The sequence below is a fragment of the Pseudomonas sp. Choline-02u-1 genome (assembly GCF_002836515.1).
GTDB lineage: Bacteria > Pseudomonadota > Gammaproteobacteria > Pseudomonadales > Pseudomonadaceae > Aquipseudomonas.
On record NZ_PJBC01000067.1, the window covers coordinates 307,500 to 324,105 of the forward strand.

The following is a 16,606-nucleotide window of genomic DNA, read 5'->3' on the forward strand; positions in this document are numbered from 1 at the left end:
TCAAACCGAATCCAGCAGCGCCTGCCTCGGTTTGTTATCGCTGTTGCAGATAACGCGATTGCGCCCACTGGCCTTGGCTTCGTACAAGGCCTGATCGGCATCATCCAGCCACCGCGTGGCGTCGGCATGGCTCGGGTCGTACGCGGCCAGGCCAATGCTCAGACTGACCTTCAGCGCCGGGCTCTGCTCATAGCCCAGAATCGCGAAGCGCTCGCGCAGGGCTTCCATGGCTTGGGCGGCATTGAATAGCGGCAGGTCCGGCAGGATCACGCAGAACTCATCCCCGCCATATCGCCTGGCCACATCGCTGGCGCGCAGGTTGTGCTTGAGCAGTTTGCTCAACTGGCGCAGGACGATATCGCCAGCGACGTGGCCATAGGTGTCATTGATTGCCTTGAAATGATCGATGTCGATCAGCGCAATCGCCGCGCCCTGCTGCTGGCGTGTGCAACGCTGGAACGCAAGGTTCAGTTGATCTTTCCATGCGCCGTGATTGAGCAAACCGGTCAGGCTGTCAGTGCGACTCAACGCCAGCAGCTCACGCTTGTGTCGACCGAGGGTCGAGGCCTGGCGAAAGCAGATCCAGCCCAGCGCCAGCGGATACAGCAACAGCAACGGCAAACAGGCGTAAAGCTGCAGCGGCGTTGTCTGCGGGATGAACGTCGGCGCAAACACCACCAGCCCCACGCCCATACCGAGCAGCTGTGCCGCCGTCCCCGCCAGCAGAAACCGGCCGCCACCGATGGCGACGTTGTTCATGGCCATCATTGAAACCGTGGTTGCACTGGGCAGCGGATTGAACTGCATGGCAGCGACCCAGAAACCGCCCATGAACGCGTCGATCAGTAAATTGCGGTGTTCGGCGCGGAACGGCACGCTCGAGCGGCGCGCCCAATGGAAAGCCAGATGCGGCCAGACCAGGCCGTTGAACAGCATCAGGCCCCACACCCACAGCGGCGGATCGAGGGAATACATTGCGGCGCTGATGCATATGAGCCCGAGCAGCAGCCCGAACACCCGCGACGTATACAGCCTCCTGGCCAGTGAAAGTCCCTTTCCTCGCGTATTTCCCATAAGGGCCTCGACCGCGCGATGCATGGTTACACCCCGACACGGTGTGTTCGGAGTCTATCAGGGCACCGTTAAATAGCCATCACCGGCCAGCGGCCTGAATAGAGCGCTATCAGCGCCGCACACGCGGCCCAGAGTTGGCTATAAATGAAAGAGGGAAAAGGAACGACAATTCTAAGAAGGGGGCCCATGCACACCTACCATGTGTTGATCATCGGCAGCGGTTTCGGCGGCCAGTGCGCAGCGGTCAACCTGCTCAAGGCCGGGATCGATGACTTTCGCATATTGGAACGACGCGAATTTTTCGGTGGCACCTGGTGCCAGAACACCTACCCCGGTGCCGCAGTGGACGTGCCGTCGCCGCTGTATTCTCTGTCGTTCGCGCCCTACCGCTGGTCGCAGATGTTTGCCGAACAGGCGGAACTGCAGCGCTACACCGAACAGGTGATCGAGCAATTCGGTTTGCGCGACCGGGTCGAGTTGCAAGCCGATGTCGAGCGCGTCGAATGGGACGAAGCGGAAAAATACTGGACGGTGCACACCCGCGCCAAGGGCATCTTCCATACGCAATTCCTGATCAATGCTTCCGGGCCGTTGAGTCAGCCGGTCATTCCACACTTCCCTGGGATTGATCGCTTTCAAGGCAAGACTTTTCATACAAATCATTGGGATCACAGCTACGACTATCGCGGTAAACGCGTGGCGATTGTCGGCAGCGGTGCCAGCGCTGCACAGGTAATTCCGGCGATCGCAACCCAGGTCGAACATCTGCATGTGTTCCAGCGCACGCCGCATTGGGTGCTGCCGCGTGCCGATCGTAAATTCGGCCGGCTCCAGCGCTGGCTGCTCGGCTTGAAGCCGGCGTACAAGCTGTTGCGCTGGCTGATCTACTGGCAATTCGAAACCCGGGTCATCGCCTTCAAATACTCGAAACCGGCGATTCACCTGGTCCAGCGACATGCGCTGCGGTTCCTCAAGCGTCAGGTTCCAGACCCGCTGCTGCGGCAGAAGCTAACCCCGGATTTCACCATCGGCTGCAAACGCGTGCTGGTGTCGAGCACGTACTACCCGGCGCTGAACCGCGCCAACGTCACGCTGCACAGTCGCGACCACGGCATCGCTTCGATCGACGAAAGCGGGATCAACACCGTAGACGGCGAGCATGTCAATGTTGATCTGATCGTCTGGTCGACCGGTTACGACGCCACGGACGGGGTGATTTCCTACCCGGTCAGCGGCAAAAACGCCGTGCAACTCAGAGATGTCTGGGCCGAATATCCGCGCGCTTACCTGGGCACCAGCCTGCCAGACTTCCCCAATCTGTTTATCGTCACCGGGCCGAACACCGGCATTGGCCACACCTCGGCGCTGTTCATCATCGAATCGCAGATGAACTACATCCTCGACTGCATCCGTACCGTGCAGGCCAAAGGCCTGCGCAGCATCGAAGTGCGCCCTGACGCGGAACGTACCTACACTGCAATGATCCACCGGGAAATGCAGCGCACGGTATGGAAGTCCGGTGGCTGCCACAGTTGGTACCAGAGCAAGAGCGGCCATGTAATCGCCATGTTTCCCGGCTTCAGTTTCAGCTATCACCTGCTGACCCGGGCGCTGAAACCGGCCGACCATATTTTGTCCTGAACACGTATAAGGAAGACGTCGATGCTTTTGCTGTTTGTCACACTCGCGGTGTTCGTGGCCTGGAGCTGGTTGAGTTACCCAGCGGTGGGCCATTGGCTGTACGACCTGGCCATGGCCATCGAGGCCAAGCTGTACAAACTGCACAAGATCGAAGTGCCGATCGCCGAAATGACCGTGTCGACCTGGCAAGGCGGGCCGTACGAGGCGTCCAGTGCGATTCTGATGCTGCACGGCTTCAGCGCCGACAAAAATCTCTGGCTGCGCTGCGCCCGGCATTTCGTGCGCCGGTACCGGGTGATCATCCCGGATCTGGCCGGCCACGGTGAAACCGGCTTCAAGGCTGGCGGCGGTTATGACATCGCGGTGCAGGCCAAACGCATGATTCAACTGCTCGATGTGTGCGGCGTGGAAAAAGTCCACGTCATCGGCAACTCCATGGGCGGCTACATTGCCGCGTGGCTGGCGGCGACCTATCCGGAGCGAATTGCCTCGCTGGCCTTGATCGACCCGGCCGGCGTCACCGCACCGCAGCCCAGCGACATGGAGCGACACCTGGCGCGCGGGCACAATCCGTTTCTGATCAATTCCCGCGAAGAGTTTCAGCGCTTCTATGCGATGACCATGGAGTCGCCGCCGTGGGTGCCGAAACTGGTGCTCGATGCCGTCGCCCAGCGTTATGAGCAGCAACGTGACGAACTCGAAGAAATATTCCGCGACTTCCATGCCAGTGCGCCGATGGAGCCGAAACTGGCCGCCATCAAATGCCCGGCGCTGCTGCTATGGGGGCGCAAGGATCGCCTGATCGACGTCAGCAGCGTGCCGGTGTGGAGCAAGGGCATCGCCAATCTCGAAGTGGATGTATGGGAACACGTCGGGCACATGCCGATGGTCGAACAGCCGGGAAATACCGCGCGGCTGTACGGGGAATTTCTGGAACGACAGCGATGAACATGGATATTCGCAATGCCCCAGGTGGCGCAACTGATCGTTCCCATGCTCTGCGTGGGAATGCCTCAGGGGACGCTCTGCGTCCAGTGACGCGGAGCGTCACGGGCTACATTCCCACGCAGAGCGTGGGAACGATCAGCGGAGACAGAAGGTTGGCGTTCCCATGAACATCCTTTACGACGAACGCCTCGACGGTCCCTTGCCCGAGGTGAACAAGGCCGAACTGCTAAAGGCCTTGCAACAAGCCCTGCCGGACCTGGACATCCTCTGGCGCGAGGATGAGCTCAAACCCTACGAATGCGACGGCCTCTGCGCCTACCGCACCACGCCGATGCTGGTGGCCCTGCCCCGGCGTCTGGAGCAAGTGCAAACCCTGCTGAAACTCTGCCATCAGAACAATGTGCCCGTGGTCGCGCGGGGTGCCGGCACTGGATTGTCCGGCGGCGCCCTGCCACTGGAAAAAGGCCTGCTGCTGGTGATGGCGCGGTTCAACAGCATCCTGCACATCGACCCCGCTGCACGTATCGCGCGGGTTCAGCCTGGCGTGCGCAACCTCGCCATCTCCCAGGCGGCGGCCCCGTTCGGCCTGTATTACGCGCCGGATCCGTCATCGCAGATCGCCTGTTCGATCGGCGGCAACGTTGCGGAAAACGCCGGTGGCGTGCATTGCCTCAAGTACGGTCTGACAGTGCATAACGTGTTGAAAATCGAAGTGCTGACCATCGAGGGCGAACGTCTGACGCTGGGCTCCGAGGCGCTCGATTCAGCCGGTTTCGACCTGCTCGCCTTGTTCACCGGCTCCGAAGGCCTGCTGGGGATCATCACCGAAGTCACGGTGAAACTGCTGCCCAAACCGCAAGTCGCCAAGGTGCTGCTGGGCAGTTTCGACTCGGTCGAAAAGGCCGGCCGCGCGGTCGCCGAAATCATCGCCGCCGGGATCATTCCGGGTGGTCTGGAAATGATGGACAACCTGGCCATTCGCGCCGCCGAAGATTTTATCCACGCCGGGTATCCGGTCGACGCCGAGGCGATTCTGCTCTGCGAACTCGACGGCGTTGAAGCCGATGTGCACGACGATTGCCAGCGGGTGCGCGAACTCATGACAGCGGCCGGCGCGACTGAAGTGCGTCAGGCTCAGGACGAGGCCGAGCGCGTGCGTTTCTGGGCAGGGCGCAAAAATGCCTTCCCGGCGATCGGTCGATTGTCGCCCGATTATTACTGCATGGACGGCACTATCCCGCGCCGCGAATTGCCCGCTGTGCTGCAAGGTATCGCCAGCCTCGGCGAGGAATATGGCCTGCGCGTAGCAAACGTTTTTCACGCCGGCGACGGCAATATGCACCCGCTGATCCTGTTCGATGCCAACCAGCCGGGGGAGCTGCATCGCGCCGAGGCACTGGGCGGCAAGATCCTCGAATTGTGCGTCAAGGTCGGCGGCAGCATCACCGGCGAGCACGGGGTCGGTCGCGAGAAAATCAATCAGATGTGCGCACAGTTCAACAGCGATGAGTTGCTGCTGTTTCATGCGGTGAAAGCCGCGTTTGATCCGCAAGGCCTGCTCAACCCCGGCAAGAACATCCCGACCCTGCACCGCTGCGCCGAATTCGGCGCGATGCACATCCACGCCGGGCAACTGCCCTTCCCCGAGCTGGAGCGATTCTGATGGCTGATTTCGACGCCGCCAACGCCCTGCTCAATCAGGTCAACGCCGCGCGGGCCAATGCCACGCCGCTGAAGATTCAGGGCGGCAACAGCAAGGCGTTTCTCGGTCGCGAGGTGGCCGGCGAAGTGCTCGACATCCGCGCTCATCGCGGCATCGTTCAGTACGACCCGACGGAACTGGTGGTCACCGCACGTGCCGGCACGCCGTTGTCCGAGCTGCTCGCGGCGCTAGATGACGCCGGGCAAATGTTGCCCTGCGAACCGCCTTCCTTCGCTGATAGCGCCACCGTCGGCGGCATGATCGCCAGCGGACTGTCCGGGCCACGCCGACCATGGTCCGGCTCGGTGCGCGATTTCGTCCTCGGCACGCGAGTGATTACCGGCCTGGGGCAGCATTTGCGCTTCGGTGGCGAAGTGATGAAAAACGTCGCCGGTTATGACCTGTCGCGGCTGATGGCCGGCAGTTTCGGTTGCCTCGGCGTGCTCACCGAAGTGTCGCTGAAAGTCCTGCCGAAACCGCGCCAGTGCCTGAGCATTCGCCTCGATATCGACTGCGCTCGGGCGTTGAGCAAACTAGCCGAATGGTCCCAGCAACCGCTGCCGATCAGCGCCGCGTGTCACGATGGCCAGAGTCTGTATTTGCGTCTGGAAGGTGGCGAAGGCTCGGTGACGGCGGCGCACCAACGCCTCGGTGGTGAGCCGCTGGACTTGGTTTTCTGGCGCGACCTCAACGAACACCGCCTGAGTTTTTTCGAAGAAGGTTTGCCGCTGTGGCGCCTGTCATTGCCCAACAACCTCGGCCCGCTCGAGCTGCCCGGCGAGCAACTGATCGATTGGGCCGGGGCGCAACGCTGGCTTAAATCCGACAGCACCGAGATTCATGCACTCGCCCATTCCTTCGGCGGCCACGCGACGTGCTTCACCCATGGCGCCACCGATTCGCCGTTTCAACCCTTGGCGCCGACCCTGCTGCGCTACCATCGGCAACTCAAGGCGCAACTCGACCCGCAAGGGCTGTTCAACCCCGGGCGAATGTACGCGGAGGTCTAGCCATGCAAACCACCCTCAGCGAGCAATCGCGGCAATTGCCCCGCGCTGGCGAAGCGGAAAAGATCCTGCGCACCTGCGTGCATTGCGGCTTTTGCAACGCGACGTGCCCGACGTATCAATTGCTCGGCGATGAGCTCGATGGGCCGCGCGGGCGCATTTACCTGATCAAGCAAGTGCTGGAAGGCGCACCGGCCACCGAGCAGACGCAACTGCATCTGGATCGTTGCCTGTCGTGTCGCAACTGCGAAACCACCTGCCCATCCGGCGTCGATTACCACAACCTGCTCGACATTGGCCGCGCGGTGGTTGATCGCCAAGTGGCGCGCCCGGCTGCCCAGCGTTTGCTGCGTGAAGGCCTGCGCGCGTTGGCGCCGAATCCGGGGTTGTTCAAAGGCTTGCTGCGCATGGGCGCGACCTTTCGGCCGCTGCTGCCGCGCCGGCTGGAAAGCAAACTGCCGCAGCACGTCGCGGTTATGGGGTCGCGCCCTGCTCCTCGGCATGCGCGCCGGGTGTTGTTGCTCGAAGGCTGCGTGCAGCCGGGCCTTTCACCGAACACCAATGACGCAACCGCGCGGGTGCTCGATCGCCTGGGCATCAGCGTCATAGCTGTGAGCGAAGCCGGTTGCTGCGGCGCCCTCGATTATCACCTCGACGCTCAGGCCAAAGGCCTCGACCGTGCTCGGCAGAATATTGATGCCTGGTGGTCACATCTTGAAAACGGTGCCGAAGCTATCGTGCAGACGGCCAGTGGTTGTGGCGCGTTCATCAAGGATTACGGGCATTTGCTGGCGGATGATCCGGTGTATGCAGAGAAGGCTCGGCAGATCAGCGAAATGACCCGGGATCTGGTGCAAATCCTCGCGGAGGAACCGCTGGAGCAAGTGTGTGCCGCCAGCGAACGACGCATCGCCGTGCATTGCCCGTGCACGTTGCAGCACGCACTGAAACTCGGCGGCGCCGTCGAGGCAGTTCTGACCCGACTCGGCTTCAACCTCACGCCAGTGCCGGACGGCCATTTGTGCTGCGGCTCGGCGGGCACTTACTCGCTGACGCAACCGGCGCTGGCGCGGCAACTGCGCGATCAGCGCCTCAACGATCTGGAAAGTGGCCGGCCCGAGTTGATCGTCACTGCCAATGTGGGCTGTCAGAGTCATCTGGCCAGCGCCGGGCGCACGCCCGTGAAGCATTGGATCGAGTTGGTGGATCAGTCGCTGGCAGAATGAAGTTCGTCGGATTCTTCGTTTGCCCGCGTGGGCGAAGGCTGCGATCTTTTCCAGCACTCATTCCGTGACCATGGCAGGAATTTTTTTCATGACTGTGCAGCCGTTCGTCAGCCCCGACCTGATCCGCCAACGCTTCTCCCGAGCGATGTCCGACATGTACCGCGAAGAGGTGCCACTGTACGGCGCGCTGATGGAACTGGTGGAAAACACCAACCGCGCGGTGCTATCGCAGCAGCCTGATGTCGCCGGACAGCTCAAGCGCAGCGGCGAAATCGAACGGCTGGACATGGAGCGCCACGGCGCCATCCGCGTCGGCACCGCGAGCGAACTGGCCACCCTCGCCCGCCTGTTCGCGGTGATGGGCATGCAACCGGTGGGTTATTACGACCTGACCCCGGCAGGCGTGCCGGTGCATTCAACGGCGTTTCGTGCGGTGCATGAAGAGGCGCTGCAGGTCAGCCCGTTTCGCGTGTTCACCTCGTTGCTGCGGCTGGAGCTGATTGAAGATGCTGAATTGCGTGAGTTTGCCGAATCGGTGCTGGCCGGTCGTTCGATTTTCACCGACTCCGCGTTGCGCCTGATTGAACAGGCGGAAACGGCGGGCGGGCTGAATGACGCCGAAGCCGCAGAATTCGTCCGACAAGCACTGGAGACTTTTCGCTGGCACCACAGCGCCACCGTCAGCGCCGCGCAATATCAGAAACTCAGCGCACAACACCGCTTGGTCGCGGACGTCGTTGCGTTCAAAGGCCCGCACATCAACCACCTGACGCCGCGCACGCTGGACATCGACACTGTGCAGCAACAGATGCCTGTTCATGGCATCACACCGAAAGCCGTGATCGAAGGGCCACCGCGCCGCAACTGCCCGATCCTGCTGCGCCAGACCAGCTTCAAGGCGCTCGACGAGCCGATCGCTTTCATCGATCAGCCCGAAACCCTTGGCAGCCACAGCGCGCGTTTCGGCGAAATCGAACAACGCGGCGCAGCCCTGACGCCAAAGGGTCGAGCGCTGTACGACCGCCTGTTGAATGCCGCACGGGATGAACTGGGCGACTTTCCCAATGAAGCCAACGCCGTACGCTACAACGCGCTGATGAATCAGCACTTTGCGCAATTTCCTGACAGCGTCGAGGGCATGCGTGAACAGGGGCTGGCGTATTTTCGTTATTTCGCTACGGAAAAAGGATTGGAGGCGCAAGGACTTGGCGAATCGTCCCTGCAGGACTTGCTGCGCGAAGGCTATGTAAAAGCGGAGCCGCTGGTGTACGAAGATTTCCTGCCGGTGAGCGCGGCGGGGATTTTTCAGTCGAACCTGGGGGATGCTGCACAGGCGCATTACGGCGAACACTCCAATCGACAGGCTTTCGAACAGGCGCTGGGGCGTTCGACTATTGATGAACTAGCGTTGTATGCCGAGACGCAACGGCGGTCGATTGAGGAGTGTTTGACCCGACTTGCGCGTTAAAACATCAAAAGATCGCAGGCTGCGGCAGCTCCTATAGTGCAAAGTGGCGGGGTTGCATGGATGAAATGTGAGCAACCCAGTTCGTCTGCTTCTTTCAATTTTCAACATCTGTTAAAACGTTAAGCCGATTTGTTTCGGTTTATCCGAGACCATAAGTCGAAAATTTCGAGTCTGAAAACCCAATGAAAACCCGTCACATAATTCTCGCCAACGGATGGACCGCGACCTTCGAAAACATCGGCGAGTTTCGCATGGGCGTCGAGGGCTGGAGCTTGCTTCTACAGGGCCCGGATGATCAGGCGATCAAATACTTTGCCGACCAGATTGTTCTGGCGAACGACGAGGACGGCAACCAAGCCAACACCTGCATCCTGCTCTCGGTCGATGGTGTTTACGGCTATTTGCGTACGGCCGTAGACGGCGACTGGGTGATCGATTTTGCGCGAGGGATGATTGCCCCTCATCGAGTAACGATTCGCCACCATCACGACGTTTACGACGAAAGCCTTGCGCTGTATGAACAGCCGGCCTTCAAACGTGTGCGCCAGTACCTCAGTGTTGCCGGGAAACACATCTATCTGACCTTTCCGCTAACCAGAGATGAGGATTTTCCTAAGTTGTGGGAGCAATACCTGGCAATCCGCAGGCGCCAACTGGATGAGCTTTACTTCGCAAGCTGATGAACGCATGAAGACATCCGGAACACATCCGAACCGTTTTACGTCCTCTCATTCCCCCAGGTTCGACCCTGCCAAATTAAGTTTCACCTAAGCTTCCCCCGCTAGCATCCCGGCTCAACAACCTGTCGTCTTGAGCCGTGGATGAGTCCCTCCGACATGAAAGCCTTCGACCTGCCTGCCCCGCCGCATCCCAACTTCAGCCTCGTCCTGGTCAATTACAAAACCCCGGACATTACTCGCATGTGCCTTGAACTGCTTCGCGAGCATGTTCAGGCGCAGCGCATTCCGGTGTGGGTGGTGGACAACGATTCGGCGGATGCCAGCCTTGATTATTTGCGTTCGCTGGACTGGATCAATCTCATCGAGCGACCGTCGCCGGGCAAGGAAATGGGGCATATTGCCCATGGCAAGGCGCTGGATCTGGCGTTGGCGAAAGTTGAGACGGACTACTTGTTTCTGCTGCACACCGATACCTTTGTCTACGACATGGAAGTGTTCGCGATGATGATGCGCGAGTGCACGAAAAGTGCGGACATGGCGGCGGTCGGTTGTGTGGAGCAACTTGATCGCGGGTTACTTCGCGATACCTGGCGATTAACTTCGCGCTTCTGCAAACATCATGTCCGGCGGCTGAAAGTCCATCTTGGCCTGCGTTCGAAACCACCACGTCCGTATAAAGAAACGCATCTGAAAAGTTTCTGCACGCTATGGAATGCGCGCTTGATGAAGTCCCAGGGGTTGCACTTCTGCATGGATGAGGAGGTGCCGGGATACGCCCTGCAGGATCGAATGGTCGAGTTGGGTTATGGCGTCAGGTTCCTCTCGCCGCGGACGATTTTCCGTTACCTCGATCATATCCAGGCCGGGACCGTCGCGGCGGCAGGCACGTATGGCAAGGATCATCGCCGTACGAAGATGTATCAGGCGACGCTCAAACGCTTTCAGGGGCAGCAAGGCAAGACTGGCGTGCAAGCTTCGGCTTAATCCACGACTACAAAAAAGGGCGACTTCGAAGTCGCCCTTTTTTGTTGTTGAATTTTGTATACATCTGCTGTCGTGGTGGAGTTCGCCCAGTGTTATGGCCTGGCAATCCATGCACCGGTAAAGAGCCGCGACACTGGGCGAACGCCGAGGATTTTAATTCAAACGAGTGCACATGTCCTCATGCACAAAGATGAAATTTTTGAACTGAAAAGTTAAAAACCGTGTTTTACCGATTTTCCTCCAGAATTGTCTTACAAAATATTTAATATAATTGCTCTCACACACAAAGTTGTACAAGAGCAATAAACTTGTAGAGCTAATACTCAACTATCGTGCTGACTGGTCACTTTCAGGATATCGGTGTAAGTGACAATAACGCTCTGCCCTACTTTGAGATCTTTCAACTTGGCTTGAATCTCCGGCTTCTTCACCTCGAGCGTCTTCGATTGTCCGGAAGGATTTTCCAGAGTGACCTGATGGGTCTTCAAATCAATTTTGCTGATTTTCAGCTGCACCTGAACCTGACGATAGGCCTCACCCCCAGGGTTGTCGCTGCCCGGTGCTTTACGGAGTTCGCCGGTGCGTTCGGTGGTGCCAGGCAGACCTTTATCCACTTCGGTGTCGAGATAGGCGGCGACAGACCGCTGCACCTCGATCTTCACCAGGTCGCCCACTTTAAGATTGGCGAGGTTTTTCGCTTTGTCGCTGAGCTGGACGTGGACCTGACGACCTTCGGGACCTTCCAGCACCACCTGATGGTTGGCCGGGTCAACGGCGAGCACTTTGGTGGTAACGGAATCAGCCTCAACGACGGCGGATAATGGAATGTCGGCAGCCAAAGCGCCGAGACTCACGGCAGAAAGCAGTGTTGCGAGGGTGATGGCCTTGGCCAGTGCGTTGAGCTTCATATGCATTACTTTCCCTGTGATGAAATGGCGAAGCCCGCCGCCGAAGCGACTTCAGCGGCGGGCGTGCCAGTGAGCATAGACGCTGTTCAGGGCTTGACCTGGGTTTGTGGCCCGCGGGTGTGTGGCTCGGCGGTCTCCTGGGCGGTGGACTCGCCACTCGCTGTGCCTTTGCCGCTGTCCTGCCGCTGTTTGGGGTCGGTCGGGCGCAAGGCGTCGTTGTCGCGTTCGGTTTCGCCGGCCGGGCGTGGTTCATCGGGGTTATCGTTTGGCTTGCTGGATTTATTCACGGCGCTAGTCCTCAGGCTTCGGGATCGTCGAGTTCGCGGGCGACGTTGACCTCGGGTGAGCGCCGGTGCAGATCGTCTGCTTTGGCACGCAACAACTGCCATTGCTCAAGATCGATCGCGCCTTGGCCGAGCAGGTCGTCGGCGATGCGCTGCAGATCGAGGTAGTGAGCGTCAGGGGAGTCCTGCCAATAGGCCTGATCGTCGAACAGCCGCTGCCAGGTATCGAGGTCTGGGGGTTGCAGGTCGTCGCTCATGGATGGATCCGAAAATGGCGGGTTTCCAGGTAGAGCGATGGGCGCTGGTGAGAGTTCAGTCAGTTCGCTCAACGGTCACGGCGCTGGCGCCTTCGCGAGCAGGCTCGCCGCCGGCGGGAGAGCGGTTCCCGCCGCTAATATCCGGTCATTTCCAGATAACCCTGGCCAGGATGGCTGCCATCGATCTTCACCGGGCCTTCCCAATAGGGAATTCGCAAATCCATCCACGCATTGCGGTTGATCGCGTCGACGCGGATATCGAGTTTCTTGTCTGGAATGCGGATCGACCACGTCACTGGCATCGGTCGACCGGCAACCTTGGCCGTATCCTGCGGCACAAGACTGATCTGCTCGCGGTGCAACGTCTGGATCTGGCCATCTGCGGCGATCCAGGTGCCGGTGAGATAAGGCGCGCCGTCCTTTTGTCGCATGCGATAAAGCATCACGTGTTCGCCGCTGTCCAGGTGCAGCGAGAACCAGTCCCAGCCAGTCTGATTGGCGGTCAGCGGCTGGCTGCTCCATTCGCGATCGAGCCACGCCGGGCCGCTGACGGTGTAAGTCTGGCCGTCGATTTGCAACGTACCGTTGGCTTGGAAAAACGGCTGACTGTAGTAGTACGAGGCCTGGCCTTCTTCAGATTTCTGGCTGAAGCCGTTGTTACCCTGCAGCACCGGCGGGCGACTGGAGGTGAGTCGCAGTTGATAGGCGAAATTTTTGTCACGAGCGCTCAGTTGCATATCGCGCAACGGATCCTGCGCCTGGCTGGCAAACATCCAGTCATCGATCCACGCCTCGAACGGCGCCAGGCGCACGCCCGCCTGCCCTACTCCGCCCCGGGCGTAGCGCTCGGCGGCGTGATGCACCGAGCGCGAGGTGACTGCCGCATGGCCAAGCCAGATTGTCTGATTGCCCCAGCCGGCCTGGTCGGCAACCGGTTTCAGGGCGCTGCGAAACAGCGTCCATTGCACGCCGAAATCGTTGCCCTGCTGATCCTTGAGATTGGCGGTGACGTACCACCACTCGATGCGAAAACCATCATGCGCGCCGTGATCGGCCGGGAAGCTGAATACCCGATCGGGCACCACCGGCGTGAACGATTGCGCTTGATCACCCATGCCGGCAAAGCCCTTTTCCTCGGGTGCAGGCTGATCGCAGCCACCGAGCAGCAACGCCAGCATCAGCACGCGCCATTTAATCCTCATGGGCAAACGTCCTCAGCAAATCCGCCGGTTGCGTGCGGTACAGAGAATACAGCGGCCATGCCGACGCCATTAATGTCGCCAGCAAGGCCAGCCCCATCAGTTGCAACAACTGCCACGGGAACACCCGCAACGGCAGTCGCCAGCCGAACGCCTGCACGTTGATCACCGCATCCAGGCACCATGCCAGAGCGATGCCCAACGGCAGCGCCAAGAGCAGGGTCAGCACTGCCAGCAGCCAGGTCTGGCCGAGGTTGAGCAACATCAATTGTTTGCGCGTCACGCCCAGCGCCCACAGCGGTGCGAGTTGACCGAGTCGGCTCTGGCTCTGGGTCAGCAGACTGATGAACAGCGCCACGCCAGCCACGGCCAAGGTCAGGCTGTTCAACGCTGCCGTCGCGGCAAAGGTGCGTTCGAAGACTTGCACCGACCAGCCTTTGAGCCGCGCCTGATCGACGATGTGGTTGTCATCCAGCTCAAAGCGCGCCTGCAAGGTCTTGAGCAGCGCCGGAATCTGTGGCGGATCGATGCGCAAATTAAAACGGTTTGGCGTCAGCTGCGGCCAGCCCTGCAACAAGTGCCGACTGCTGATCAGCACGTGCCCTTTCGGATTGCCGTAGTCAGCGTAGATGCCGACGATGCGCGGCGACCACGTGCCGTTCGGTGTGGGAATGGGCAGATGGTCGCCAGCTTTGAGTTTCAGGCGTCGCGCCAGTTGTTCGCTGAGCATCACCGCATCATCCGTCGCCAGTTTCCCCCATGGATCGCTGCCGCTGCTGTCGAGCAACGGCCAATGCTGGCGATAGTGCGGGTGGTCGATAATGCCGTAGACATCGGCCGGCCAGCCTTTCAACGTTACCGAGACTTGCCAGTTGGGCAGCACTGCGGCCACGTTGGGCTGCTGGTTGAGCCAGCTGTGCATCTCGCGGGCCTGCGCCGGGTTGGCCGGGTTGATGTACAACTCGGCGCTCAGGCGTTGTTCGAGCCAGTCATTGAAGGTCTGGCGAAAACCGGCGGTCATGCTGCCGGCGCCGATGTTGGCGGCGAGTGCCAGCAGCAGCGCCATCAGCGCCAGACTCAGGGCTGGCAATTGCTGGCGACAGTCGGCGAGAAACCACTGGCCGAGCACCGAACGACTGCGCCCGAGCAACGGATTCAACAACGCACTGAGCAGCACCGGCAAGGCCAGCGCGGCACCGAGCAACAAACCGGCCATGAGCACGAAGCCGCTGCTCAGGCTGTCACCCCAGATCAGCGCCGCCAGCGCAATCGCCAGCAGCACCGTCGCCAGCCAACCCTGCCGGCGCAACCAACGCGAATACTGTTGATGCCAGGCCTGCGGATCGGCGACCGCCAGCAACGGCAGGCGCGCCGCCCGCAGCAGGCTGTTGGCCCCGGCCAGCAACGCGCCGAGCAGACTCAGACCGATACCGCTGAGCCACCACCAGGGACTCAAACGCAACTGCCCCGCCACTTCCGCGCCATACAACCCGCGCAAGCTGGCGGCGACGTCCGGCAGCAGAACGCTGGCCAGCCAATAGCCGCTGATCACGCCGAACAATCCGCCGATCAGCGCCAGTACACCCAGTTCAACCACCAGACACGCGATCAGCATTCGCGCATTGACGCCACAGGCGCGCAACGTGCGCAGCAAGCCTCGGCGCTGTTCCAGAGCGAGGCCAATGGCGGCGTGGGCGATGAACAAACCGACCAGAAACGATAGAAATCCAAGGGCATCGAGATTGAGGTGAAAGCTCTCGGTCAGCCGCGCCAGATTGTTTTCTTCACCGCTGCTTTTGAGCTGCAAGCGATCCTTGAAACTGGCTGGCAAATCCTGATGAAAATCCTTGGGCAACAGAAGCCGCGACAACTGCTCGGGTTGTTCCAGCAAGCTTTGTGCTACGCCGATGTCGACCAGTAACAGGCCCGGCGCCATGTCCTTCTGCGCGAGCAGCGGCGGCAGAGTCTGGCCTGCCGCGGTTTGCGGTGTGTCACCTTCGCGCAAGCCGAGCAACTGCAAGGTTTCCGGGGAAATCCAGGTACTGCCCGGCGGGCTGAAAAATTCGACGATTCCCTCAATCGGCATCGCCTGCCCGGCCACTGCGGAGTCCGCCGGCAGCGACACCGGCTCGATGCCCATCACCTGAATGCGTTGGTCTTCGTGGCCCTTGAGCGTCAGCCGGCCCTGCAACACCGGCGACACCGGCCAGCCCTGACGGCGCAGCTCGATGAACCAGCCTTGGGGAAACGGTGCGCCATTCGGGGTGCTGAGGCTGGCTTGCGGTTCGCCGCCGATCATCTGGCTGGCCCGCGCATAGCTGTCGCGGGCCTGGCTGTTCAGCGCCTCGACGCCGGTGAGCAGACTGGTAGCCAGCCACAACCCGGTCAGCACACTGAAAAACTGCACGGGATGGCGCCGCCAGTGGCTGAGCAGCGCGCGCAGGGTTTGCCGCCAGATCATCAGGCGACCCGCCCGTTCGACAACACCACGCGCTGGGCCAATCGTGCCGCGACGCGTTGGCTGTGGGTGACCATCAATAAGGTCGTCGGTGTGTCATCAAGTAGTTCGAGCAGCAGCCGTAATACTTCATCGCTGGTGGCTTCATCGAGGCTGCCGGTGGGTTCATCGGCCAGGAGCAATTTCGGCTGCGAGGCCAGCGCACGGCCCAGCGCGACCCGTTGCTGCTGGCCACCAGAGAGTTGCTCGGGATACCGCGAGAGCAGATCCCCTAGCCCCAGACGCTGCACCAGATGCGCCTGCCAACGCGGCTCATGGCGCCCGGCCAGGCGCGCTTGAAAGGCCAGATTGTCTTCTACGCGCAGGCTACCGATCAGGTTGAACTGCTGAAACACCAGACCGATTTCCGTGCGCCGCCAATTCGCCAACTGCGCTTCGCTCATCGACTCCAGTCGATGCTCGCCGCTGCGGATGCTGCCGCTATCGACCTTGTCCAGCCCGGCCACCAGATGCAGCAGCGTGCTTTTGCCACTGCCCGATTCGCCCATCAGCGCCAGGCTGCCACCGGCCTTGAGCGTCAGATCGACGCCTTGCAGTACCGGCAACAATCCCTGGGGCGTGGCATAGCTTTTGAAAACCTCGCGAACCTCAAGCATGAGCAAACCCGATCAGTGAACCTGGGTCTAGGATAGCGGCCCTGAAGGGTTTTTGTCCGCTGATGATCGGCCCGGTTGCTCAAGAGCTAAGCGTTTCGCTGCCTGTCCGGGGCC

15 protein-coding genes are annotated in these 16,606 nt (G+C 60.6%); 8 read left to right on the top strand and 7 right to left on the bottom strand.

What is annotated here, in order from left to right; translation table 11 throughout:
• The gene (locus tag CXF97_RS27800) at positions 1 to 1,074 is read right to left on the bottom strand and encodes a diguanylate cyclase (protein ID WP_101162676.1); all 1,074 of its coding nucleotides are present in this window, start codon (positions 1,072 to 1,074) and stop codon (positions 1 to 3) included.
• Between the two features lie 186 nt (positions 1,075 to 1,260).
• Between CXF97_RS27800 and CXF97_RS27805 the strand changes: the two genes are divergently transcribed.
• From CXF97_RS27805 to CXF97_RS27840, 8 genes are all read left to right on the top strand, one after another.
• Positions 1,261 to 2,715, top strand: coding sequence for an NAD(P)/FAD-dependent oxidoreductase (locus CXF97_RS27805; RefSeq protein WP_101162677.1), 1,455 nt, complete (start codon positions 1,261 to 1,263; stop codon positions 2,713 to 2,715).
• 21 nt (positions 2,716 to 2,736) lie between these two features.
• On the top strand, positions 2,737 to 3,663 hold the full coding sequence (locus CXF97_RS27810) for an alpha/beta fold hydrolase (RefSeq protein ID WP_101162678.1): 927 nt from the start codon (positions 2,737 to 2,739) through the stop codon (positions 3,661 to 3,663).
• A gap of 163 nt (positions 3,664 to 3,826) precedes the next feature.
• Entirely contained in the window at positions 3,827 to 5,326 is a 1,500-nt protein-coding gene (gene glcD, locus CXF97_RS27815; RefSeq protein WP_101162679.1) for a glycolate oxidase subunit GlcD, read from the top strand.
• Positions 5,326 to 6,375, top strand: a complete 1,050-nt coding sequence (gene glcE / locus CXF97_RS27820) for a glycolate oxidase subunit GlcE (protein ID WP_101162680.1) — start codon at positions 5,326 to 5,328, stop codon at positions 6,373 to 6,375. The genes glcD and glcE overlap by 1 nt, the downstream gene beginning before the upstream one ends.
• A 2-nt stretch (positions 6,376 to 6,377) precedes the next feature.
• Positions 6,378 to 7,598: a glycolate oxidase subunit GlcF gene (gene glcF / locus CXF97_RS27825; RefSeq protein ID WP_101162681.1), complete on the top strand. Its 1,221-nt coding sequence runs from the start codon at positions 6,378 to 6,380 to the stop codon at positions 7,596 to 7,598.
• Between the two features lie 88 nt (positions 7,599 to 7,686).
• Complete coding sequence (locus CXF97_RS27830; protein ID WP_101162682.1) at positions 7,687 to 9,066, top strand: VOC family protein; 1,380 nt, start codon at positions 7,687 to 7,689, stop codon at positions 9,064 to 9,066.
• A 182-nt stretch (positions 9,067 to 9,248) separates the two neighbouring features.
• The gene (locus tag CXF97_RS27835) at positions 9,249 to 9,746 is read left to right on the top strand and encodes a hypothetical protein (RefSeq protein ID WP_101162683.1); all 498 of its coding nucleotides are present in this window, start codon (positions 9,249 to 9,251) and stop codon (positions 9,744 to 9,746) included.
• A gap of 156 nt (positions 9,747 to 9,902) precedes the next feature.
• Positions 9,903 to 10,730 carry a glycosyltransferase family 2 protein gene (locus tag CXF97_RS27840; RefSeq protein WP_101162684.1) on the top strand — a complete coding sequence of 276 codons (828 nt, stop codon included), beginning with the start codon at positions 9,903 to 9,905 and terminating at the stop codon, positions 10,728 to 10,730.
• Between the two features lie 323 nt (positions 10,731 to 11,053).
• Here the strand turns inward: CXF97_RS27840 and CXF97_RS27845 are convergent, their stop codons facing one another.
• From CXF97_RS27845 to CXF97_RS27870, 6 genes are all read right to left on the bottom strand, one after another.
• Entirely contained in the window at positions 11,054 to 11,638 is a 585-nt protein-coding gene (locus CXF97_RS27845) for a hypothetical protein (RefSeq protein WP_101162685.1), read from the bottom strand.
• 86 nt (positions 11,639 to 11,724) lie between these two features.
• Positions 11,725 to 11,925, bottom strand: coding sequence for a hypothetical protein (locus tag CXF97_RS27850; protein WP_101162686.1), 201 nt, complete (start codon positions 11,923 to 11,925; stop codon positions 11,725 to 11,727).
• Positions 11,926 to 11,936: 11 nt separating this feature from the next.
• A complete protein-coding gene (locus CXF97_RS27855) occupies positions 11,937 to 12,179 on the bottom strand; it encodes a hypothetical protein (protein ID WP_101162687.1) in 243 nt (80 codons plus the stop codon).
• A gap of 134 nt (positions 12,180 to 12,313) precedes the next feature.
• On the bottom strand, positions 12,314 to 13,381 hold the full coding sequence (locus CXF97_RS27860; RefSeq protein WP_101162688.1) for a lipocalin-like domain-containing protein: 1,068 nt from the start codon (positions 13,379 to 13,381) through the stop codon (positions 12,314 to 12,316).
• Positions 13,371 to 15,839 carry an FtsX-like permease family protein gene (locus tag CXF97_RS27865; protein WP_371918401.1) on the bottom strand — a complete coding sequence of 823 codons (2,469 nt, stop codon included), beginning with the start codon at positions 15,837 to 15,839 and terminating at the stop codon, positions 13,371 to 13,373. Before CXF97_RS27865 ends, CXF97_RS27860 begins: the two co-directional genes overlap by 11 nt.
• Positions 15,839 to 16,492, bottom strand: coding sequence for an ABC transporter ATP-binding protein (locus CXF97_RS27870; protein WP_101162690.1), 654 nt, complete (start codon positions 16,490 to 16,492; stop codon positions 15,839 to 15,841). Before CXF97_RS27870 ends, CXF97_RS27865 begins: the two co-directional genes overlap by 1 nt.
• Positions 16,493 to 16,606 lie beyond the last annotated feature (114 nt).